The organism is Polaribacter sp. ALD11, assembly GCF_002831685.1.
In the GTDB taxonomy this organism is placed as follows: Bacteria; Bacteroidota; Bacteroidia; order Flavobacteriales; family Flavobacteriaceae; genus Polaribacter.
This window is the reverse complement of sequence record NZ_CP025119.1, coordinates 627912-651285: the sequence shown is the minus strand read 5'-3', so window position 1 is coordinate 651285 and position 23374 is coordinate 627912. Positions and strand designations below refer to the sequence as shown.

Here is a 23374-nt window from a genome sequence, read left to right as displayed (position 1 = left end):
CCAAAGTTATTATGTAAATAGAGTTTCTAATAGGAACTAAAAATGTTATAAGAGTATAAAAAACATTTTTCTTAAATTTTATACTCTTGTGACAAATTAACAAGAATTTCCTTAAAAAATTACAACGAAGATTTTATAATCAAATAGCCCCAATAACGGCTATACAGAAATTACGATAAAACTGTACTATAGTGTGCTGCGTTATGTAAATTTGCTTTGGTAAAAAGCTTTTACAATACTAATTTTCTTTATTTTTTCTTTTTAAAAGTTTCTTAAAAAAAAGTAATGAAATCGAGTTTACGAGATTCACGAGTTCTTATTTCTCAAAATATAAGAGAACGAGTAAACACTCTTTTTACAAAGTAACAATAGGAGGGTAGGGAAATGTGTATGGCTAAAGATTATTAAATTAAAATCTATAGTATTGCACTTTTATAACTTAACTACGAACACTTTTTACATAGCCCTGTTAAAACACAGTTCATACCTTGCACCAGATACCCATCCGGAATAGATAAATTAACTTCAATATGTAAACATTCTATGGTTTCACAATTAGTACATCTAAAATGATAGTGATCCTTGGCTTGTTTTACTTCTTTAGAGTTACTATATAATGCAAAATATTGTTTTCCATTTTCAGCAACAATTCTGTGTATAATACCATCTTCACAAAACCTGTTTAAAATACGATATATGGTAGCTCTATTAATATCAATAGAAATTTTTTGTTCAATTTCATCTTGACTCATCGCTTTTCCTGTTTCTGTTAAAGTGTTTAAAACAGCCTCTTTACTAGGAGTATTTCTTCTCATCATCTCTAATGCGATTTGTTTGCAATAATTTATTGCGATTATATTGCAATAATAAAAATTAATATTATATTTGCAAAGTAAATAGACACAAATAAGTTTAAGAACAAACCTATTTTATTTGTTTATTTAAGTTATTATTTATTTTAATGAAAGTTAGTTACATAAAACATAGTATCACTTATTTGTTTCTTGCTCTTTTTCTATCAATGAAAATGGCAGGATTGCATGCTTTAACTCACACCGATGATAAAGAGCACGTACTACTTTGTGCTATTTGCGACGCCGCAGTTTTAGATAATTTAACGCCAACAATTGCGCTAGATTTAATTGATTATGAAATTAAGAATGTTGAGTTTAATTTACAGAATGAAATAACAAACAACTACAGAAGCGTTATTTCTAATAATAATATTCCAAGAGAAATATTTTCTCGCCCCCCTCCATTTCTAGTATAATTTTTTCTATACATTTTATTATTTACACGTTTAATTACTAGTTAATTGTGTGTTTGTATACCTGTTTTTTAGATGATGTTTTAAAACCATTTAAAAGAAATTATATAAACGGCTTTCAAATGCTTATCTGTATTGTTAGCAAGCTATTAGTCTTAACGTTGATGCAATAAATCTGTTTTAATCTTAAAATAGATGTATAGATTTTACATGGTTCTTTTTTAAGAACAATTGTTCTAACCTTATAGTATTATACAATTATGTTTAAAAATATATTAAGTATATGGCTGTTTTTCAGCTTGTGCTCCATTACGTATGCGCAAGATTCTTATCATATAAAAGGATTTGTGATAAATTCTAAGACTTTACAACCCATAGCGGGTGTAAATATTGTTGGTAATAATCTATTTGCTATTTCATCTAAAACAGGAGAATTTATTATAGAAAATGTTGCCAGAGGCACTTATAATTTTAGCATTTCTCATATAGGTTTCGAGACTAAAAAAGTTACTGTTATTGTAAAATCTCCAACAGTAATACGGTCTATTTATTTAAACGAATCTGCAACAGTACTAGAAAAGATTGAAGTTTCTAGTAAATCTAAAAGAAGAATAATTAAGGAAACACCGATTGTTTCTCATACTGTTTCTAAAGAATTTTTAGAGCATAATAGAGAAAATAGTTTGATGCAGACTTTGAGTAAAATACCAGGAGTAAGCACCATTAATATTGGTTCTGGGCAATCGAAACCTGTTATTAGAGGTCTAGGATTTAATAGGGTTGCAGTGGTGCAAAACGGTATAAAACACGAGGCGCAACAATGGGGCAATGACCATGGTTTAGAAATAGACCAACAAGGGATAGAAAATATACAAATTATAAAAGGACCAGCTTCTTTATTATATGGTTCTGATGCTATTGCGGGTGTTGTAGATATTCAGCCAAATAAAATTCCGTTAGAAAACACGTTTAAAGGAGAAGTGAATGTTTTAGGAGAATCTAATAATGATTTATTTGGAATTTCTACAGGAATTGAAGCTAGAAAAGAACATTGGTTTTATAGAGTACGTTTAACCTATAGAGATTATGGCGATTATAAAGTACCTACGGATAAAATTACGTACGATAATTATGTTTTTAATTTACATGACAATAATTTAAGAAACACAGCAGGTAAAGAAGCAGATGCAAGTGTAAGTATTGGTTTTGTTTCTGATAAAATAAAGTCTGAAACGGTATTTAGTAATGTAAATGCTAAGAACGGTTTTTTTGCAAATGCACATGGTTTAGAGGTAAGAACTTCTAGCATCGATTATGATAGATCTAACAGAGATATCGATTTGCCTTTTCATAAAGTAAATCACTTTAAAATTACCAACAATACAACTGTAAATACAGATAACCATACGTTGTATTTCGATTTTGGGTATCAAAATAATCATAGAGAAGAGCACTCAGAACCTGTTCCGCATGGTTATATGCCAAAACCTTCGGATACAAAAGAACGTATTTATAGTAAAAACACGTATTCATTAAACGTAAGAGATGCATTTAAACCGAATGACCAACACAATATGGTTTTAGGGTTAAATATGGAATATCAAGAGAATACTATTGCTGGTTGGGGCTTTTTAATACCAGCATATAATCGGTTTACAGCAGGTGTATTTGCATACGATCAATTTGAAATTAACACTAATTTACATGTTTTAGCAGGTGTACGTTATGATTCTGGATTGCTAAACACCAAAGCTTATAAAGATTGGTTTCCATCTATCATTAAAAATAACGATGGTTCTACATCTTCTATTTTTTTACAAAGGTCGAAGAACAAAATGTTAAATTTTGGTAGTTTAAGTACTTCTTTGGGTTTAAGTTACATTAATAATAATACAACGTATAAAGTAAATGTAGGTAGAAGTTTTAGAATGCCTTTAGCTAATGAATTGGCTTCGGATGGTGTTAATTATCACATGTATCGTTATGAAAGAGGAAACCTAGATTTAGCCCCAGAAATATCGTATCAATTAGATTTGGATATCGATCATACTGCAAAGTGGTTTCGAGTAGGTGTTAGTCCGTTTGTAAACTTTTTTGACAATTATATTTATTTAAATCCGACCTCTAATTATTACGAAACGCTTCAAATTTATGAATATACACAAGCCAAGGTTTTTAGAATAGGAGGAGAGTTTAGAGCAAATACTACCATCTCTAAAAATCTGCAATTAGACGCTTCTGTAGAGTATGTATATTCTAGACAAACAAGCGGACCAAAGGAAGGTTTTACTTTGCCCTTTTCGCCACCATTATCTGGGTTGATATCTGCCAATTATCATTTTAAAGAGCTGTTCTTTTTTAAAAAAACTCAATTAGTGGCAGATTATAGAATAACTGCATCACAAGATGAAATAGTACCTCCAGAAGAAAAAACGGCAGGTTATCAGGTTTTAAACATGTCTTTTTTAACAAAAATTAATGTGCTTAAAAACAATTTACCCATAGAAATGCGTGTAAAGTTGAATAATGTATTCGATACTAAATATTTTAATCACACTAGTTTTTACAGATTGATAGATGTGCCAGAATCGGGTAGAAATCTATCATTATCTGTAACAATACCTTTTTAACAATTATCAATAAAAATTAATCAATAATTAAATTAAAACAAATGAAAACAAAAATTATGAAATCAAACTTTAAACTTTTAGCAGTTATCGCTTTTGTCGGCATTACTTTACAATCATGTAATAATGAAGAAAACATCGAATTAAATGCACCACTTATCTCTAATTTTGAGTACGGAGAAGGGAGTACTCATACCACAGATAAAATAGCTTATAAAGGATCGGATATCCATTTAGAGGCAGAAATTAATGCAGAAGCAATCGTTAGTAAAATTACACTTTCTATTCATGCCCATGATTTAACTACTGAAGATGGAGAAGAAGAGTGGGAATTTGAAAAAGTATTTACAGATGCTAAATATTTAGTCATTAACCCTACTTTTCATGAGCATGTAGATGTTCCCGCAAATATTCCAGCAGGAGAATATCATGTAGAATTAACGGTAACTGATGAATTAGGAAATAGTACAGAAGTAGAAGGACATATTCAGGTTTTAGATGTAGTTACTTTAAGTGCTTTTTCTATTGACACCACAGTAGCTAGAGGAAAAGACTTTCATGCAGAATTTATGGTTGATGCTGTACATGGTATTCATAGTATTTCTGTGGACGTACATGCACACGGACTTACTGTTGGTGCTGGAGAGGTAGCATGGGATTTTGAAAAAGAATATTTAGGAAGTTACCACGAAAAAACATCCGTAGAATTTCATGAGCACATAGATGTACCTGCAACTGCTCCCGTTGGTGAATATCATATCATTTTTACAGTAAAAGATGAAGATGGAAACATGAAAGAGTATGAAACACATATTGATGTTACAGTTTAATTAAAAATAACGAAACCGTATAGTATCCTTATTTACTATGCGGTTTTAATTCTATAAAATGAAATTCACACTAAAATATTTTTGTTTTTTATCATTTATACTATTCATCGCTGCCTGTTCTGGTGATAATAGTATTGATAAAGATTTAGAAAAACCAACCATAAGCATAGATTATAACGAAGGATTTCCTCTGGGTTGTACGCAACTATTAAGAGGAGAAACGTATAATTTTAGAGCTCAGGTTACAGATAATAGAGAATTAGCTTCTTACAGTATCGATATTCATCACAATTTTGATCATCATACGCATGACGATCAAATAACGGAATGTGATTTAGGAGCACTAAAACAAGCCATAAACCCTTTAATTTTTATAGAAAACTACGCTATAACAGACGAGGTAATACGTTATGAAATTAATATAGCAATTACAATTCCTAAAGACATTGATACAGGAGATTACCACTGTGCGTATTCTGTAACAGATGCAACAGGTTGGCAATCTAGAACTTCTGTAGACATAAAAATAATAGACTAATTTTTACATAAATGATATTTACAAACCAAAAAGCAGACAGTTTAGGCGCTATGTCTAGTACACTTTGCCTACTACATTGTATTGCTACTCCTTTTATTTTTATAGCACAAAGTAGCACGTTAACTTGCTGTACTAAGGCACCAACTTGGTGGGGTTTTATTGATTATTTTTTCTTAGTAGTTTCCTTCTTAGCTATTCACAAAACTGCAAAAACAACGTCTAGTCATTGGATGAAACCTGCTTTATGGTTTAGTTGGTGTTTATTATTTGTAGTGATTATTAATGAAAAAGTAACATGGTTTTCTTTCAATGAAAACTTAATATATGTGCCAGCAGTAGCATTAATTGTATTACACATATACAATAGAAAATATTGCCAATGTAACACCAATAAATGCTGTATACATGAAAGATAAAGAGCAAATTACACTTATAGGTGATCATCATTTTTCAACAAATATTAAAACCGCTTTGCGTGCAGATGCTTTTGATAAAACAGATGAAGAGAAAATAAAAAACATTCAGCATCATTTTAAAATGATTATGGAAGAAATGGGACTAGATTTAACCGATGATAGTTTATCTGGCACCCCATATCGTGTTGCAAAAATGTATGTAAAAGAATTGTTTTATGGATTGAACCCTGCAAACAAGCCAAAATTATCCACTTTCGAAAATAAATATAGTTATCAGAAAATGTTGGTGGAACAAAATATTACGATTGACTCTGCTTGCGAACATCACTTTCTACCAATAATAGGGCATGCTAATGTAGCATACATTCCCAAAGACAAGGTAATTGGATTGTCTAAAATTAATCGTTTGGTAGATTATTATGCACGTCGCCCTCAGGTTCAAGAAAGACTCGTACTTCAAATTCTTAATGATTTACAACAAGTTTTAGACACAAAAGATGTTATTGTTTTGGTAACAGCAAAACATCTTTGTGTTTCTTCTAGAGGTATAAAAGACCAAAGTAGTTTTACAACAACTTTAGAATACGGTGGTTGTTTTTCAAAAACTTCAATTAGAAATGAATTTTTAAAAATAATAACAGATAAAAGATAACCAAACAATAATATACCATTAACAGGATATTTAAGAGTAAAAATTATTTTTGATTCGATACACTATTTTGTAAAACCAATAATTAGATTAATAATTTATGAAAAATAATTATAATAGAAGACAGTTTATTTCCTTTATAGGAAAAACTAGCTTAGGAGCTGTTATTATGCCACAATTTTTAATAAGTTGTGGTAATACAACGACACCAACAAATAATTTTAATAACATTTCTAAAGAAAGACTAGAAGCATTAAAAAAGCTTGTTTTACAGGGCCTAAACCCTTCAGATAAAGACGACTTATTATTGGCTAACGGATTAGATTATCACACCGTAATAAAATGGGGTGATAAAATTAACGATACAGATACTTTTGGTTTCAATAATGATTTTACCTGTTTTATTCCTTTTGATGATGATAACCCTAAAGATGGTCTTTTATGGGTAAACCACGAATATGTAAATCCGTTTTTTGTTTCTGATTTTGATGCTGATAAATATGAAAACCCATCCCAACATCGTACTATAGAACAAGTAGATAAAGAGATGTACAATGTTGGTGGAAGTATTGTAAGAATTAAAGAAGAAAACGGAATTTGGCAAGTTGTAAAAAACGATCCTTATAATAGACGTATTACTGCTAAAACTCCCATGAAATTAAATTGGGACAATCCAATTAAAGGAGCAACTACTGTTATTGGCACACATAGTAATTGCTCTGGCGGTATTACTCCTTGGAAAACATTTATTACTTGTGAAGAAAATTATGATAGTTTCTTTGGAGAAACGGAATATGATGAAAATAATATAGCCAGTCACAGACCAAGTAGCGAAGGTTGGGAAAGTTTTTATGAATATCCACCAGAACATTATGGTTGGGTAGTTGAAGTGAATCCGAAAGATGGAAGTGCACAAAAACATATAGCATTGGGTAGATTTGCTCATGAGTGTTGTACATTATATGAACTAGCAGATAAGCGAGTGGTTGCATATTCTGGAGACGATAGTAACAATGAGCATTTGTATAAGTTTATTTCTTCTAAGAAAGGTTCTTTAAAAGAAGGAACGTTATATGTAGCAGACACTATTAATGGAAAATGGCTTGCTTTAGATTGGGAAAATCAACCTGTTTTAAAAGATAAATTTAAAGATCAAACAGAAGTATTAATTAGAGCAAGAGAAGCTTCAAAATTATTAGGTGCTACACCATTAAATAGACCTGAGGATATTGAAATAGACCCAATAACAGGAAACATATTTGTTTCTCTAACCAATAATAAGCCTAAAAATGATTTTCATGGATCGATCCTTAAAATTGAAGAAACTAATGGAGAGTTTGATGCTTTAACTTTTAAAGCCTCTACCTATATAGCAGGCGGAGAAGAAAATGGTTTCTCTTGTCCAGATAATTTAGCTTTTGATTTATCAGGAAACCTTTGGATAACTTCAGACATGTCTGGAAGTGCTATGAATAAAGAGGATAAACCTTACATGGCTTTTAAAAATAATAGTCTATTTGTAATTCCTAGATATGGTAAAGATGCTGGAAAAGTTATTCGAGTTGCGTCAGCACCAAAAGATGCAGAACTTACAGGACCTTGGTTTTCACCAGACGGGAAAACTTTATTTTTAAGTGTGCAGCATCCAGGAGAGCAAACCAAAGATTTAAATAACCCTACAAGCAAATGGCCTTTTGATAAAGATAATATTCCAAAACCAGCAGTTGTTGCTATTACTGGAGATTTAATTGAAAAAATGAATCAACTACATAAAATAGAAATATAACTTTTATATGTTTCAAAAATAAAAAAACTACCTGTAACGGGGCATGTGTTGTACATTGAGAGAAGATTGTCTACTCACATTGCAACAGTTACAGGTATGTAAAAATAAATCATTTTCCAAAAAAGATCAATGGCCAATAGCAGTGTAAAATAGGAGCGTGGTTTCAATAAAATTTTGAATGATACAAACAGAGAATCTTACATATCAATATAAAAAAGGAACCACTATTTTCAGTTTTCCTAATATAACTTTAGATAAAGGAGAAAGTTTACTCATTTTAGGGGCGTCTGGTATTGGAAAAACAACATTTTTACATCTTTTGGCAGGTTTATTAAAACCTATAAAAGGAAATGTACATATTAATAACGTAGTTTTAAATAGATTAAAAAACAATAAATTAGATACATTTAGAGGTAAAAATATAGGACTTGTTTTTCAGAAAAAACACGCCATTCAATCTTTAAATGTATTTGATAATTTAAAAGCACGTCTTTTATTTAGTAATACAGCTATCAATAAAAATAAGATTGAAACCCTATTAGAAGAATTAGGTTTATCTAAACACAAAAAAAGTAAAATTAGCGAGCTTAGTGAAGGTGAGTTGCAACGATTAGGCATTGCATTATCGGTAATACATCATCCGCAAGTTATTTTAGCCGACGAACCTACTTCTAGTTTAGATGATAAAAACTGTAAAATTGTAATTGAATTATTAATACATAAGGCAAAACAAACCCATGCCAATTTAATTGTAATTACGCACGATCAAAGAATAAAATCATGCTTCCAAAATTCAATAGAATTATGAATCCTTGGAGTCTTAGTATACAAAACATAAAGTCTAAACCATTATACACTTTTTTAAGTGTTCTAATATTATCCTTAAGTATCGCATTACTTTTAGGAGTTCAACAATTAAAACAGTCTTTTAAAAATCAAATAGAAAATAATTTAGGCAACATAGATCTAGTGGTTGGCGCTAAAGGAAGTCCGTTACAATTGGTTTTGGCTTCGGTATTGCATTTAGACAATCCCACAGGGAATATTTCATACAAAGAAGCCCTAAAATTAAGTAAAAACCCTATGATTAAATCTGCCGTACCCATTTCTTATGGCGATAATTATAAAGGATTTAGAATTGTAGGAACAACAAATACTTTTACCAGTCTTTATAATGCTGAATTAGAAAAAGGGCATAACGTAAAAAAATCGATGCAAGTAGTTTTAGGAAATGCTGTCGCTCAAAAATTAAATCTTAAAATAGGGGATACCTTATTAAGCTCTCATGGACTCACAGAAAACAGCATCGAAGTACATGATGAAATGTTCACTGTAGTTGGTATTTTAAAACAAACAGAAAAGGTAATTGATCGTTTAATACTTAGCAATTTAGAAAGTATCTGGGAAGTGCATCATCATCATCATCATCATCATGAGGATGAAAAACACGATCATGAAGAGAGTTATGATGAAAAAGAAATAACATCGTTATTAATCAATTTTAAAAATCCTAGAGGTTTGTTAACGTTTCCTAGACGTATTAACAAGCAAACAAATATGCAAGCAGCTTTACCCAAATATGAGTTACATAAATTGTATGAATATACCAGTATTGGCTTTCAAACTATTTCTTTAATTGCCTATCTAATTCTTGTTATTTCTTGTATCACCATATTTATAAGTCTCTATAAAATGGTAAAAGAACGTGCTTTTGATTTGGCCATTTTACGAACTTATGGAGCTAGTAATTTTCAGTTGATAAAAATGGTTTTTTATGAAGGATTTATCGTTGTGTTTTCTTCATTTTTACTTGGTTTTTTATTGCTAAAAATAGGATTGTATTCTGTATTTTATTTTATGGAATCAATTCATCAACACTTACTTAAGGCATTGTCTTTTAATGATGTATTACAAACAGGCTTCCTTATTTTAGCAATGATTATTATGTCGGTTTCATTGGCTATTTATCCTATCATAAAAATGAACATATCATTAATTTTAAGCAATGAGAAATAAAGGTATATATGTATTATTTTTGTTCATTTGTTCTTTTAGTTTCAGTCAACAAAAAGTAACTTGGCAAGACTTATCTAAAATAACATTTACAGATACATATTTTTCTGAATACGACGATTATTTTCAATATCCTACATTTTCAGCTTCAGTTAAAGCGCTCGAAGGGAGGCAAATAATAATTACAGGTTATTTTTTAGATGTTGTAGCCAAAGAAAATGTATACATGTTATCTAAAGGTCCAATGGCATCGTGTTATTTTTGCGGTCAAGGAGGTCCTGAGTCTGCAATAGAACTTGAATTTATAAATAAACAAAACTTTAAAACAGATGATATTGTTCGTATAACAGGCATCTTAAAATTAAACAAAGATGATGTTGAACATTTTAATTACATTTTAAAAGAATGTAAAGGAGTAATTGTAAAATAAAACTCTCTTAATAGTAAATATAATTAACCTTAAAAAAATTAAACAATGAAGATATCCTATCTATACCTCTTTTTATTCGTAATTGTTTCTTGTAAAAAAACAGAAAAACAGCTTGTTAAAATTACAGCAAAAAATATTGCTATAGACAGTACTATTAAAGCCTCTGAACAAATTGATAGTATCATAAGTCCTTATAAAAACAAACTCACCTCAGAAATGGAGGAAGTCCTTTGTTTTTCTCCAAAAGAAATAGTTAAAAATGATGGAGAGATGCAAAGTTCTTTAGGAAATTTAATGGCAGATATGTGTTTTGAGGTAGCCAATCCAATTTTTAAAGAAAAGACAAATAAATCTATTGATTTTGTACTATTTAACAATGGAGGTATTAGAGCGAATATACCTGCTGGGGCTATAACAGCAGAGCATGCCTTTAAACTAATGCCTTTCGAAAATGAACTTGTAGTGGTAGCTCTTACAAGTAAAAAAGTTTCAGAGTTAATCGCTTTTTTTATAAAAAATAAAAAAGCCCATCCAGTATCTAAAAATATTGTGTTAACACTTTTTACAGATGATTATAATCTAAAAATTAATGGTAAAGCTTTTAATCAAAATAAAACCTATAACGTATTAACAAACGATTATTTACGAAGTGGTGGAGATAAAATGAATTTCTTTAAAAACGCAAATCAGTCTATAAATTTAGATTATAAAATGCGAGATGCTATTCTTGATTATTTCAAAAAAACAGATACATTAAAAGCTAGCATAGATAACCGTATAATACTTAAATAATGAAAAGAAGAAATTTTATAAAACAATTAGGTGCAGCTTCTACATTAACAATGGTTGGTGGGGTTGCTTTGGCTTCATTTACAGACAAAAACCAACGTCATATTACTATTTTACATACCAATGATACACACAGTCATATAGAGCCTTTTAAAGCCAATCATCCTAGAAATCCTAATAAAGGTGGTGTTGCTAGACGTGCTACTTTGATAGAACAGATTAGAAAAGAAAATAAAAATACCTTGCTTTTAGATGCTGGAGATATTTTTCAAGGTACACCTTACTTTAATTATTTTGGAGGCGAGCTTGAGTTTAAATTAATGAGCATGTTAAAATATGATGTAGCTACTATTGGAAATCATGATTTTGATAATTCTATTGATGGTTTGTATAAACAATTGCCAAATGCAAAATTCGATTTTGTTTCTGCTAATTACGATTTTAAAAACACCGTTTTAGATACACATGTAAAACCCTATAAGATTATTATTAAAGATGGAATTAAAATAGGAATCTTTGGCTTGGGTATAGAGTTAGAGGGCTTAGTTGATAAAAAAATGTACAAAGAAACAGGGTACTTAAACCCCGTTGAAATTACTCAGGATATAACAAGTGAACTAAAAAATAAAGAAAAATGTGATTTAATTATCTGTTTATCTCACTTAGGGTACTATTATAAAAATAATCGAGATAAAATATCTGATTTAAATTTAGCGAAAATCACAAAAGATATTGATTTAATTATTGGTGGACATACACATACATTTTTACCAAAACCTACAATTGTAAAAAATATAGAAGGAGAAAACACGCTTGTGAATCAAGTTGGAGCATATGGAATTAACCTAGGAAGAATAGATTTTTATTTTGATGAACAAAACAATAAAACATCAAAAGGCACAACTATTTTAGTTTGATTATAAATCTTTAACCTTCTAAATTAAATTTTATATGAAGTTTTTGTATAGAATTAATTGATGAAATTAATTCTATATTTTTGCACTAAAATAGTGCCTAATATAAAATAAGGTTGTTTTATACCTGTATTAGAATGTTCTGCGTTATGTTACTTTGCTTTGGTAAAAGCTTTCTAGGGTATTTTACATAATATAGAATTATAGCTATCACTATTTTTTTCCTTTAAATAGCTTTTAATTATGAATCATCCCATCCACAGGATAATCCATAATTAAAAATGTATTATAATTTATATTATGTTAAATAGAGTTTTTCAAAGCAAACTCCTTACATGCTTTGTGTGTAATAATTGTAATCTTTTAAAACAACATCAATAAATTCTTTATCACTTTTATGCACAGATTTAATCTCGGTTACTTCTAGTATTTTAGAACGGAGCGTCATTAAAGTTTTTAAATCATTAAATTTCTTAGCAGACTGAAATGTGTTTTTAATAATACGAGCATCATTGTCTGACAGTTTAATAACATTCGGATACGTTGGAATGTATTTGTTTGAGATGTTCTCTAAAATGGTTTCAGAAAACTGTACTTCATCTTTTAAAGAAATTACAACGGTATTTGCTATGATATCTCCAAAACGTTGACTCTTATTTGTGAAAATAATCAATAATAATCCAATCAATTTTCCAGCTAAAAAAGCCAAACCCATCAAAAAATCTTGATTATCTAAACCTACAGAATAAATATAAACACCTAATAAAACAAATAAATTAAAATCTACAATACGTAAAAACCAACGCATTACAAAATCTGTAATACTTGGTTTAAAACCGTCTTCATTAATAACCTTAATCTTTATAAGCTTCTTTCCTAAAGTTTGTCCGTCTAATAAAATCTCTGAATACAAAGAGTAAAAAGTAACCGGAATTAATACTAAAATACCAACGGCTTGTATGGTCCAATTATCACCAGAAAAAACACGTTCTACGGCCTGAAAATCAAAAACAGAATAGACAAAGTATAAATAAGTGAATTTAATGACGTTGTCTATCATAAATGCTAACAGACGCTGACCAACATTGGCTACCGTAAAATTAATATTTACATTTTGTGCTGTTTTTATTTGGAGTGTTTTCATGCAATGTTTAAATTCGCTCTTAATGAGAGAGGTCGCTTTTATAAAGCAAAATAAAGAAAAATGGCTCGAATTTGAACAAGTAATTTCAAATAAAAAGAAAAAAAGTCCAGACGACATAGCCAACCTGCATATAAAAATCATGAATGATTTGGTATATGCACAAACCTATTACCCTAAAAGTAAAGTAACTACCTATCTAAATAAGCTTGCTAAAAGTAGCTTCGACAAGGTATATCACGCTAAAAGAAGAGATCAAAATATTTTATTATATTTCTTTTTTGATAAAGTACCACTCCTCGCCTATCAATATAGAAAATACATTTATTTGTCGTTTGCCTTTTTCTTTATCTGCTTTTTTATAGGTTTATTATCAACTTTTAATGATGAAACTTTTGCAAGACAAATTCTAGGAAATGACTACGTAAATCAGACTTTAGAGAATATAGAAAGTGGCGATGCCATGGCTATTTATAAGGGTGGTAGTAATTGGGGAACCTTTATTGGAATCTATAATAACAACCAAAGAGTTGGTTTAAATATGTTTCTTTCTGGTTTATTTTTAGGAATTGGCACTGGCTTTTATGTAGTTGTTAACGGAATTATGGTGGCTGTTTTTCAAGCTTTCTTTTATCAGCAAAATAGTTTTTTCGATAGTATCAAAGGAATTTGGATTCATGGTACTTACGAGATTTTCGGAATTATTATTGAAGCTGCAACTGGTTATATTATTGGGGCAAGTATTTTGTTCCCAGGAACATTAAAACGTTTCGAATCGTTTAAAAAAGGAGTTAGAGATGCTTTTTACATATTTATTAGCACCATTCCGTTTACCATTGCAGCAGCATTTTTAGAAGGGTATGTTACTAGGTATTCGAATACAATGCCTACAATTATTTGCTTTGCAATTATTCTATTTAGTTTAGCTACTATTAGTTATTACTATTTAATTTTGCCTTATAAAGTGGCTAGAAAACACCAGTTGCGTTCATGAGAAAAATTATTTTGTTTTTTATAATCGCACAGTTTTCTTTGTTGATAAATGCTCAAGAGAAAGATCTTGACAGTCTTTCTGTGGTAAAAGACACCACTAAATATGTAAAAACGGTTGCATATACTTCTAAAAGGGAATTTAAAGAAGATTTAAAATCAAGGTATTCTGAGGAAGATTTTATTTATACAGAAGAAAAAGATGTTCCTAAAGAAAAAGAGAGTTCACCAACAGACTGGAGTTTCCTAAAAGGTTTTGCTTCCTTTATGCAAGCTATTTTTCCGTTTTTATTAGGTGGATTTGTTGTTTTTATTATTTTAAAACTGGTTTTAGGTGCTGAAATTGGCTTTTGGAACTTCAAAAAAGGAAAGAAGAAAGTTGCAGAAAAACTGGTCTATGAAGACGAAGATATTCATGAAGTAGATTTAGAAGCCTTATTACAACAAGCAATTTTAGAAAAGCAATACAGATTAGCGGTTCGATACAGTTATTTATCTATTTTAAAAGAATTATCGAATAAAAAGTTGATCGATTATCATAAGGATAAAACCAATGCAGCCTATAAATTTGAATTAGAGAAAGGAAATATTAGAGAGCGTTTCTCTTACCTTTCTTACGTTTACAATTATGTTTGGTATGGTGAATTCCCTATAAATAATAACGATTTTAGTAAAATTCAAGAGAAGTATGTATCATTTAAAAAATATTTAAATAAATGATGAAACTAGCAAGCATACTAAAAGCACTCTTTATAGTATCAACTGTAATCTTTACAAGTTGTAAAAAAACAGATTGGAAAGAAAATTATAGAGAGAAAGAAAAAAGTCCGTTTGGTAATTATATCATTTCAAACGAAGCCAACACACTTTTCGAGGGGCAAGAAATTACCGTTTTAAAAGATAATTTCTATGATTATTTATTGCTTGACAGTGATTCTACAAAAACAAGAAATTACATTCTACTAAAGAATGCTGCCTACAAACAGACTGCAGCAGGCACAACAGCTCTTTTAGAGTTTGTAAAACAAGGGAATTCTGCATTTATATCCTTAAATTTTTTCAAAGAAAATTTTAAAGAGCAGTTAGAATTTACTACAAATGATTTAGACAAAGATATTTTTTCAACGGCTGATTTCAAAAAATTAAAAGGAACTTTTTATTTAAAAAATAAAGATTTTCGAGATAAAACCTATCATTTTGAGAGAAACATCCGTAGAAATTATTTTTTACAATACAATAAAAATAAAACCATTGTTTTAGGAACTACCAAAATAGACGGAGAAGAAGTTCCGAATTTTATTAAGATATATCATGGAAAAGGTGCTTTTTACTTGCACACAAATCCTGTTGTTTTTACCAACTATTATTTACTAAATAACAAGGTTGAATATGTAGAGAACCTTCTCTCCTATCTATCAAAAGATGCTATTTTATGGGACGTTCATTTAAAAACAAGTAGATATTCAGATGCTGATGAAAAGAAACCAAGTATCTTTAAATTCTTTCTAAAACATAAAACTTTAACTTGGTTCTTAGTTGTTTCTTTGGCAGGTTTATTATTATTCATGCTTTTTAATGCACGTAGAAAACAACGCGCAATTCCTGTAATAGCACCTTTAAAAAACACAACAGTAGCCTTTACACAAACCATTTCAAATTTGTATTTAAGTGAAGGAGATCATAAAAATTTAGTAGATAAAAAGATTGCTTTTTTCTTAGAGAAAGTCCGTTCTAAGTATTTAATTGAAACGTCTAATTTAAGTGCAGGTTTCATTGAAAAATTGGCAGCAAAATCTGGAAACGAAATCCAGAAAACAAAATATTTAATACATACAATTATCACTTTAAATAAGAAGTTAGAATGCTCTGAAGAAGAGTTAATTGGACTGCATAAAATGATAGAAAATTTCTTAAAAAAATAACTATGGAAACACCAAATATAGAAAACTTAAATACCGAAGAAACTTCTAATAATATAGCGTTTAAGAACAGAATAGATGTTTCTGAATTGCAAGAAAATGTGTTTAAAATTAAAGAACAATTACAGAAAGTAATTGTTGGGCAAAAAGACATGTTAGATTTATTAATTGTTGCGCTACTCTCAGACGGCCATGTTTTAATTGAAGGTGTTCCTGGAGTTGCAAAAACCATTACTGCAAAACTATTATCTAAAACCATTGCTGCCGATTTTAGTAGAATTCAGTTTACACCAGATTTAATGCCGTCAGATATTTTAGGAACTTCTGTTTACAATCTACAAACGTCTGAATTTGAGTTTAAAAAAGGGCCTATTTTTTCGAACATGATTCTTATTGATGAAATTAACAGAGCACCAGCAAAAACACAAGCTGCTTTGTTTGAGGTAATGGAAGAAAAACAAGTAACAATAGATGGTAAAACCTATAAAATGGACGAACCTTTTATGGTTTTGGCAACTCAGAACCCGATTGAGCAAGAAGGAACATATCGTTTACCAGAAGCACAATTAGATCGTTTTTTATTCAAAATAAATGTAGAATACCCGAATGCTGATGAAGAGTTTGAGATTATATTTAGAGAACAAGCTTTAAAAAACACAACAAAATCTAGTAAAATTGAAACCGTAATTTCTGCGGCTAAAATTATGGAGTTTAGAAACTTGGTCAATCAGATTGCCATTGAAGAAAACCTACTAAAATACATTGCAAATATTGTTGTAAACACGCGTTCTAACTCGTTTTTATATTTAGGTGCTTCACCAAGAGCAAGTATTGCTATTTTAAATGCTTCAAAATCTTTTGCTGCAATTGACGGACGAGATTTTGTAACCCCAGAAGATATTAAGAAAGCAACAATACCTGTTTTACAACACAGGGTAATTGTAACCCCAGAAAGAGAAATGGAAGGTTTGGGAAGCAAACAAATAATAGAACAAATTATTGAAGCTGTTGAGATACCTAGATAGTTTTACTATTAAAAAAGGTTTCCTCGAGCGCAGTCGAGAGGTTTCTGTAATTTTCGACTGAGCTCAACCATACAAAATAAACAATTTATCAAATACACCTATTTTTGAAACAATTCTACAACACACTTTTTTTAAATAATCGTTTATTCTACTTTTTAGGAACTGTAGCTGTATTATTTGTGGTTGGTTTTTTTATTCCTATCTTTTTTGAAGTTTCTAAAGTATTGTTATTTATAGGTTCTGTATTGGTTTTTGTGGATATATTTCTGCTATACAATACAAAAAAAGGCATTTCTTTAGAGCGTATTTTACCTGAAAGATTATCTAACGGAGATCTGAATAAAGTCACGTTAAAAATAAAGAACAACTATCGTTTTACCAATCATTTATCAATTATTGAAGAATTGCCTTTTCAATTTCAAAAAAGAGATTTTATTTTTCCTTTGATAATTTCACCCAAACAAGAAAAAATCATTTATTACGATTTAAAACCATCAGAAAGAGGTGTTTATAATTTCGGAAACAGCAATGTGTATGTAAGTTCTAAGCTTCAGCTAGCAACTAGAAAATATATTTTAGGGGAAGAAAAAGAATTAAAATGTTACCCCTCTTTTTTAAGATTAAGAGAATTCGATTTTAAGGCTTTTACAAATGATGCTATTTCTTACGGAACAAAAAAAGTACGTAGAATAGGACACTCTTTAGAGTTTGAACAGATTAAAGAATACGTTTCTGGTGATGATATTAGAACATTAAATTGGAAAGCGACAGCAAAGAGAAACCAGTTAATGGTGAATCAATATATAGAAGAAAAATCGCAACCAGTCTATAGTATTATTGATAAAGGACGTGCGATGCAAATGCAATTTAATGAATTAAGTTTATTAGATTACGCCATAAATGCAACGTTGGCTATTAGCAATATTATTCTTAGAAAACAAGACAAAGCAGGTATGTTGTCTTTTTCTAAAAATTTAGAAGATTGGGTTGTTGCCGAAAAACGAAACTCGCAAATGAGTTTAATCTCCGAAGCTTTACATAACTTAAAAACAGATTTTTCTGAATCAGATTTTAGTACTTTATATTCGGTTATCAAAAGAAAAATTACGCATAGAAGTTTGCTAATTATTTACACAAATTTCGAAACTATGGACGGTTTAAATAGACAACTCTCCTACTTGCGTGCATTGGCTAAAAACCATTTAGTGCTGGTTGTTTTCTTTAAAAACACAGAATTACAGTCTTTAATAAATACAGAAGCAGACAATGTTCAAGATGTTTACGATAGTATTATTGCCGAAAAATTTATGTACGAAAAAATAAGTATTGTAAATGAATTAAAGAAATACGGAATTCAATCGGTATTAACTTCACCAGAAAATTTAACTGGCGATACCATTAATAAATATTTAAAATTAAAATCTAGAGGATTGTTTTAAATATTTCTATATTTTCGCGGCAATATTAACTAATTAACTAAACTAAATAAAAGATGAATTGGTATTTAAAAGTTTTAAAAGAACATTACGCAGATTTTAATGGAAGAGCAAGAAGAGAAGAGTATTGGATGTTTGTATTATTTAATGCTATAGTATCGATATTACTAGTAGCTGTATTTGGAGGAATCGCAGCTGTCTTAGAGAGCCCAGGTATTCTATTTATAAGTTACATTTATTTTTTAGGTACCTTCATTCCAAGTTTAGCACTTACTGTAAGAAGACTACACGATGTTGGTAAAAGTGGTTGGTTTCTTTTAATAGGTGTTATTCCGTTAATTGGTTCTATTTGGTTATTGGTTCTTTATTGTACAGACAGTGAAAATGGAACAAACCAATGGGGAGAAAACCCAAAAGCACGTGGTAATAGAGAAATAGATGCTATCGGAAAAGAATAAAACATCTTTCTAAAACATATAAAAAAAGGATTGCAATTTGCAATCCTTTTTTTATTATTAAAAGTGAAAAACACAAATAGATATCAGGTATAAAAAACTACTTTTACCCTATGGGAATTAAGCAAAAAACAGAGTTAGAGTTTATTATTATAATGGCATCTTTAATGTCTTTAGTAGCATTATCTATAGATGCACTTTTACCTGCAATTGCAGATATTAGCCAAACTGTAGGCATTATAAATCCTAAAAATAACCAGCTATTAATTACCATGATTTTTTTAGGTTTGGGTTTCGGACAATTAATTTCTGGGCCATTATCTGATAGTTTTGGTAGAAAGCCTGTTATTTACGTTGGTTTTGTTGTTTTTTCTCTAGCTAGTTTAGTCTGTGTTTTTGCAACTAGTTTAGAAATGATGATTGTGGGTAGAATTTTACAAGGAATTGGCCTTTCTGCTCCAAGAACCATAAGCATCGCAATGGTTAGAGATCGTTTTAGCGGAAACTACATGGCCAAAGTAATGTCTTTTATTGTAGTTATTTTCATTCTTGTACCCGTTGTAGCACCAGCAATAGGTAAGATAATGTTAGATTTGTATGGTTGGAAATCTATCTTTTACAGTCAGTTATTATTTGGTTTCTTTGTAATGATTTGGCTTTGGAAGAGACAACCAGAAACCTTGCAACCAGAAAAAAGAAAGAAGTTTAAAATCTCTCTTTTTGTTAGTGGTGTTAAAGAGTTTTTAAGGCATAAAGATGCTGTAATTTTCACCTTATTTTCTGGTTTTATTACAGGTTCTTTCATGGTGTATTTAAGTGCAAGTCAACAAATTTTTGAGCAACAATACAATCTAAAAGAAGAATTTCCTTTTATTTTTGCGGGTCTTGCCATTGGTATTGGTTTTGCAACCTTTTTAAACGGAACTTTAGTTGTAAAATTAGGAATGCTTAAATTAATAAAGATTTTTACTATTGTTTTTACATTAGTTCCTGTTGTTTATATTCTACTGTATTCCGGAGAAAGCAATCCGAGTATTTACATATTAGTAACCTTTTTTTGGTTGCAATTTTTTGCAATCGGATTTTTATTTGGTAATACAAGAGCATTAGCGATGCAGCCAATTGGTCATATTGCTGGTATTGGAGCAGCAATTAATGGTTTTGTTTCTACCATTATGGCAGTACCAATTGCAACTTATATTGGTAGCTTTATAAATAAAACAGCGCTACCGCTATTTATTGGCTTTTTCGTTTGTGGTGTTGCATCTTTATTATTGGTGCAATATTTAAATTTAACGAAAAAAAAAGCAGTGTAAGTAATTGAAAATAAACTTTTAATTAGAAGTTTTTTTTAATGCAGACCAACTCCCTGTGTAAGAAATATTTGATCTATGACTGCTACTCACATTCAAATTACTTTTATTATTGGCATAAAGTGTTAGTAATACTTCATAGTTTTCATTTTCAGCATTCAAAGAGTATTTCAATACATAGGCTCCTTTTTCGGCATTGTATATTTTTACGACTTTGGCTGCTGCTCCTTTGAATTTAATTCCGCCATCAGAAGTATATCCTCTAGACATTTGTTGTTGCCCATAATAAGGCAAATCTATATGAATACGATCATTTTTAATTCGGAAGAAATTAGAATTCCCAATTAAATTAATATTATTAGAAGAGCTTCCTTGTGGTAGTAACTTCTCTAAACCTCTTACATTATTATTTAAAGACATAGGTTGTGCCCAATTAAAAGTAGCTTCGATATTATTACTATGAACCTGTTCTTTTAAGTTATTTACTTCTGCCCAATGTAAAAGTATTTTTAGCACTTGCACAACTCATAATAATTATTAAAATACTTAAAATAGCTGTTCTCATAATATGATGTTTAACAAATTATTTACACCTATAATATACTAAATTCAATTTAAAAAATATTTAAAGATATCACAAATTAAATGGTATTTTTGAAGTCTAAAAAATAGAAATGAGTATAACAGTCGTTTTTGAAGATGAATATCTTTTATGTGTAAGCAAACCAAATAATATGTTGGTTCACCATGCACATCATTCTAGGAATGTTGCAGATGAAACTTCTCTTTTACAACTAATTCAAGAAGAAAAAGGGCTAAAAGTATATCCTATTCATAGGTTAGATAGAAAAACTTCAGGAATTATTTTATTAGCAAAAGAAACCACTTTTGTTTCTAAGTTTCAAGAATTATTCACAAATAATGAAATTGAAAAAACGTATTACGGAGTTGTAAGAGGTTTTTCACCAGAAGCAAAGACAATAGATTCTCCTGTAAAGGGACGTGATGCCAATGTGCATAAAGAAGCTTTAACACATTTAAAAACATTGGCACAAGTTACCTTAGATGTTCCTGTAAAACCTTACGATTCTTCTCGTTATAGTTTGATAGAGTTAAAACCAAAAACAGGTAGAATGCATCAATTAAGAGTGCATACAAGTAAAATTAGTCATCCTTTAATTGGTGATGCAAAGTATGGAGATAAAAATCACGATTTAATGTTTGATGAAAATTTTGGCTGGAAAAATATGTTTTTACATGCTGGAAAACTAGCGTTTAAACATCCTTTTACAAATGAAGAATTGGTTCTAAAAGCCACTTTTCCTGATGATTGGATTTCTTTATTTGAAGAGTTTTCTTGGGCAAACCCTTTAGTAGAAAAATAACTATTTTAGAGTTACTTATATAATTAGCTACTATTTTAGCCCTGATTGAAGCATTTGTTTGAGCTCTTTTTTATTCTTTTTCTGAATAAAAAAAGCGAGTGCGAAAAGCAGGAAATAGCTTCAAAAAAAAACACCACTAAAAAGTGATGTTCCATTTTTATTGTTCTATAGACAGAGATCTAAACTCGATTAACTCTCCATCTTCAAAAGTTGGTGAAACTTCTATAGGATTGCAACAAACCTCACAATCTTCTATATAAGTTTGTTGTCGAACGCTTGCGTCTAAAATCATAGAAATTTCTTCCCAACAGTGCGGACATTGAAAAAAATGTTCCTGTTCCACTATGCTATTACTTTTAAAACTAATTTGCCTTTCTTTTCTCCAGAAAAAAGTCTGTTGTACGTTTCTTGAAAGTTTTCTATCCCTTCATAAATATCTTCTTTAGACTTAAGTTTTCCTTCTTCTAGCCAAACGCCCATTTCTTTTGCAGCTTTTCCAAAATCTTTCGAATAATCCATCACAACCATACCCTGCATAGTAGAGCGGGTTACTAATAAAGATAAATAATTACTAGGACCGTTAATTTTATGTTTGTTATTGTATTGCGAAATTGCACCACAAATAACAACTTTTGCATGCATTCTTAATTTACTTAAAGCTGCGTCTAAAATTACACCCCCAACATTATCAAAAAATACGTCAATTCCTTTTGGACATTTCTTTTTTAAAGCTGAATAAATATTTTCGTTTTTGTAATCTATTGCATCATCAAAACCCAATTCATTTTTAAGATACTCACATTTTTCTGGTCCGCCAGCAATACCAATAACGGTACAACCTTTTAGTTTTGCAATTTGGCCGACAATAGAACCAACGGCTCCTGCAGCTCCAGAAACCAAAACAATGTCTCCTTCTTTTATTTTTCCAACTTCTAAAATACCGAAATAAGCCGTCATTCCCGGCATTCCTAAGGTCCCTAAATACATTGGCATCGAAGCCAATTTCTCATCAACCTTAAACCAACCATCTCCATTGGAAACAGAATATTGCTGCACTCCGCCCCAACTTGTAACACAATCTCCAATTTCAAATTTCGGATTGTTGTTATTTTTAATCACCTTTCCAATAGCGCCAGCACGCATTACATGCTCTAATTCTACGGGCGGAATGTAAGATTTTGTGTCGTTCATCCAACCACGCATTGCAGGGTCTAAAGAAACATAATGATGTTGAATCAAGATTTCCCCTTCTTCTAATTCAGGAATCGTTTCAGTTTCTAATTTCCAAGTAGTTGCGTCTGGATAACCTTTTGGTCTATTCTTTAAAATGATTTGTTTGTTCTTCATAAGATTGATAAAAGTTCTTAAAAATAAGAATATTTAGGAAATTTGTTATGTAATTTCAAACTTATTTTACAGCTTTCTTTTGAGTGATTCCTTTTTTAACGTAA

General features: G+C 30.1%; 25 protein-coding genes. 20 read left to right on the top strand and 5 right to left on the bottom strand.

Annotated features, from left to right (window positions below; translation table 11 throughout):
* Nucleotides 1-443: 443 nt before the first annotated feature.
* Nucleotides 444-818, bottom strand: coding sequence for a Fur family transcriptional regulator (locus tag CW731_RS02740; RefSeq protein ID WP_100945289.1), 375 nt, complete (start codon nt 816-818; stop codon nt 444-446).
* A gap of 209 nt (nt 819-1027) precedes the next feature.
* Between CW731_RS02740 and CW731_RS02735 the strand changes: the two genes are divergently transcribed.
* From CW731_RS02735 to CW731_RS02680, 12 genes are all read left to right on the top strand, one after another.
* The gene (locus CW731_RS02735; RefSeq protein ID WP_157812172.1) at nt 1028-1270 is read left to right on the top strand and encodes a hypothetical protein; all 243 of its coding nucleotides are present in this window, start codon (nt 1028-1030) and stop codon (nt 1268-1270) included.
* Nucleotides 1271-1527: 257 nt separating this feature from the next.
* The gene (locus tag CW731_RS02730) at nt 1528-3897 is read left to right on the top strand and encodes a TonB-dependent receptor (RefSeq protein ID WP_100945287.1); all 2370 of its coding nucleotides are present in this window, start codon (nt 1528-1530) and stop codon (nt 3895-3897) included.
* A gap of 41 nt (nt 3898-3938) precedes the next feature.
* Entirely contained in the window at nt 3939-4724 is a 786-nt protein-coding gene (locus tag CW731_RS02725; RefSeq protein WP_100945286.1) for a DUF4625 domain-containing protein, read from the top strand.
* 58 nt (nt 4725-4782) lie between these two features.
* The gene (locus CW731_RS02720) at nt 4783-5262 is read left to right on the top strand and encodes a DUF4625 domain-containing protein (RefSeq protein WP_100945285.1); all 480 of its coding nucleotides are present in this window, start codon (nt 4783-4785) and stop codon (nt 5260-5262) included.
* A gap of 11 nt (nt 5263-5273) precedes the next feature.
* On the top strand, nt 5274-5678 hold the full coding sequence (locus CW731_RS02715) for a MerC domain-containing protein (RefSeq protein ID WP_100945284.1): 405 nt from the start codon (nt 5274-5276) through the stop codon (nt 5676-5678).
* Nucleotides 5668-6330: a GTP cyclohydrolase I FolE gene (gene folE / locus CW731_RS02710; RefSeq protein WP_100945283.1), complete on the top strand. Its 663-nt coding sequence runs from the start codon at nt 5668-5670 to the stop codon at nt 6328-6330. Before CW731_RS02715 ends, folE begins: the two co-directional genes overlap by 11 nt.
* Before the next feature lie 97 nt (nt 6331-6427).
* Nucleotides 6428-8113, top strand: a complete 1686-nt coding sequence (locus CW731_RS02705) for a PhoX family phosphatase (protein WP_100945282.1) — start codon at nt 6428-6430, stop codon at nt 8111-8113.
* 178 nt (nt 8114-8291) lie between these two features.
* Nucleotides 8292-8921, top strand: coding sequence for an ABC transporter ATP-binding protein (locus tag CW731_RS02700; RefSeq protein WP_100945281.1), 630 nt, complete (start codon nt 8292-8294; stop codon nt 8919-8921).
* Nucleotides 8894-10129, top strand: a complete 1236-nt coding sequence (locus CW731_RS02695; protein WP_232734707.1) for an ABC transporter permease — start codon at nt 8894-8896, stop codon at nt 10127-10129. Before CW731_RS02700 ends, CW731_RS02695 begins: the two co-directional genes overlap by 28 nt.
* Nucleotides 10119-10556, top strand: coding sequence for a hypothetical protein (locus tag CW731_RS02690; protein ID WP_100945280.1), 438 nt, complete (start codon nt 10119-10121; stop codon nt 10554-10556). Before CW731_RS02695 ends, CW731_RS02690 begins: the two co-directional genes overlap by 11 nt.
* Nucleotides 10557-10601: 45 nt before the next feature.
* Nucleotides 10602-11348, top strand: a complete 747-nt coding sequence (locus tag CW731_RS02685; RefSeq protein WP_100945279.1) for a 5'-nucleotidase C-terminal domain-containing protein — start codon at nt 10602-10604, stop codon at nt 11346-11348.
* Nucleotides 11348-12262: a bifunctional UDP-sugar hydrolase/5'-nucleotidase gene (locus CW731_RS02680; protein ID WP_100945278.1), complete on the top strand. Its 915-nt coding sequence runs from the start codon at nt 11348-11350 to the stop codon at nt 12260-12262. Before CW731_RS02685 ends, CW731_RS02680 begins: the two co-directional genes overlap by 1 nt.
* 328 nt (nt 12263-12590) lie before the next feature.
* On the opposite strand, the gene CW731_RS02675 is transcribed toward CW731_RS02680, so the two are convergent.
* Nucleotides 12591-13403 (bottom strand): RDD family protein, encoded by an 813-nt coding sequence (locus tag CW731_RS02675; protein ID WP_100945277.1) that lies wholly within the window; start codon nt 13401-13403, stop codon nt 12591-12593.
* 22 nt (nt 13404-13425) lie between these two features.
* Here CW731_RS02675 and CW731_RS02670 point away from each other — a divergent pair, with 22 nt between their 5' ends.
* The 7 genes from CW731_RS02670 (at nt 13426) to CW731_RS02640 (ending at nt 20541) form a co-directional block, all read left to right on the top strand.
* Nucleotides 13426-14394 (top strand): stage II sporulation protein M, encoded by a 969-nt coding sequence (locus tag CW731_RS02670; RefSeq protein ID WP_100947603.1) that lies wholly within the window; start codon nt 13426-13428, stop codon nt 14392-14394.
* Entirely contained in the window at nt 14391-15110 is a 720-nt protein-coding gene (locus CW731_RS02665) for a hypothetical protein (protein ID WP_100945276.1), read from the top strand. The genes CW731_RS02670 and CW731_RS02665 overlap by 4 nt, the downstream gene beginning before the upstream one ends.
* Nucleotides 15107-16312, top strand: a complete 1206-nt coding sequence (locus CW731_RS02660) for a hypothetical protein (protein WP_100945275.1) — start codon at nt 15107-15109, stop codon at nt 16310-16312. The genes CW731_RS02665 and CW731_RS02660 overlap by 4 nt, the downstream gene beginning before the upstream one ends.
* Nucleotides 16313-16314: 2 nt before the next feature.
* The gene (locus CW731_RS02655; protein ID WP_100945274.1) at nt 16315-17334 is read left to right on the top strand and encodes a MoxR family ATPase; all 1020 of its coding nucleotides are present in this window, start codon (nt 16315-16317) and stop codon (nt 17332-17334) included.
* Between the two features lie 104 nt (nt 17335-17438).
* Entirely contained in the window at nt 17439-18773 is a 1335-nt protein-coding gene (locus CW731_RS02650; RefSeq protein WP_232734706.1) for a DUF58 domain-containing protein, read from the top strand.
* A gap of 53 nt (nt 18774-18826) precedes the next feature.
* The gene (locus CW731_RS02645; protein ID WP_100945273.1) at nt 18827-19228 is read left to right on the top strand and encodes a DUF805 domain-containing protein; all 402 of its coding nucleotides are present in this window, start codon (nt 18827-18829) and stop codon (nt 19226-19228) included.
* Nucleotides 19229-19338: 110 nt separating this feature from the next.
* Nucleotides 19339-20541 carry a multidrug effflux MFS transporter gene (locus CW731_RS02640; RefSeq protein ID WP_100945272.1) on the top strand — a complete coding sequence of 401 codons (1203 nt, stop codon included), beginning with the start codon at nt 19339-19341 and terminating at the stop codon, nt 20539-20541.
* A gap of 18 nt (nt 20542-20559) precedes the next feature.
* On the opposite strand, the gene CW731_RS02635 is transcribed toward CW731_RS02640, so the two are convergent.
* Nucleotides 20560-21054, bottom strand: a complete 495-nt coding sequence (locus tag CW731_RS02635; RefSeq protein WP_157812171.1) for a DUF4251 domain-containing protein — start codon at nt 21052-21054, stop codon at nt 20560-20562.
* A gap of 158 nt (nt 21055-21212) precedes the next feature.
* Between CW731_RS02635 and CW731_RS02630 the strand changes: the two genes are divergently transcribed.
* Nucleotides 21213-21923, top strand: a complete 711-nt coding sequence (locus tag CW731_RS02630) for a pseudouridine synthase (protein WP_100945270.1) — start codon at nt 21213-21215, stop codon at nt 21921-21923.
* Nucleotides 21924-22080: 157 nt separating this feature from the next.
* Here the strand turns inward: CW731_RS02630 and CW731_RS02625 are convergent, their stop codons facing one another.
* Nucleotides 22081-22266 carry a CPXCG motif-containing cysteine-rich protein gene (locus CW731_RS02625; RefSeq protein ID WP_232734705.1) on the bottom strand — a complete coding sequence of 62 codons (186 nt, stop codon included), beginning with the start codon at nt 22264-22266 and terminating at the stop codon, nt 22081-22083.
* Nucleotides 22266-23270, bottom strand: a complete 1005-nt coding sequence (locus tag CW731_RS02620) for an NADP-dependent oxidoreductase (RefSeq protein WP_100945268.1) — start codon at nt 23268-23270, stop codon at nt 22266-22268. The genes CW731_RS02625 and CW731_RS02620 overlap by 1 nt, the downstream gene beginning before the upstream one ends.
* Between the last annotated feature and the right edge of the window lie 104 nt (nt 23271-23374).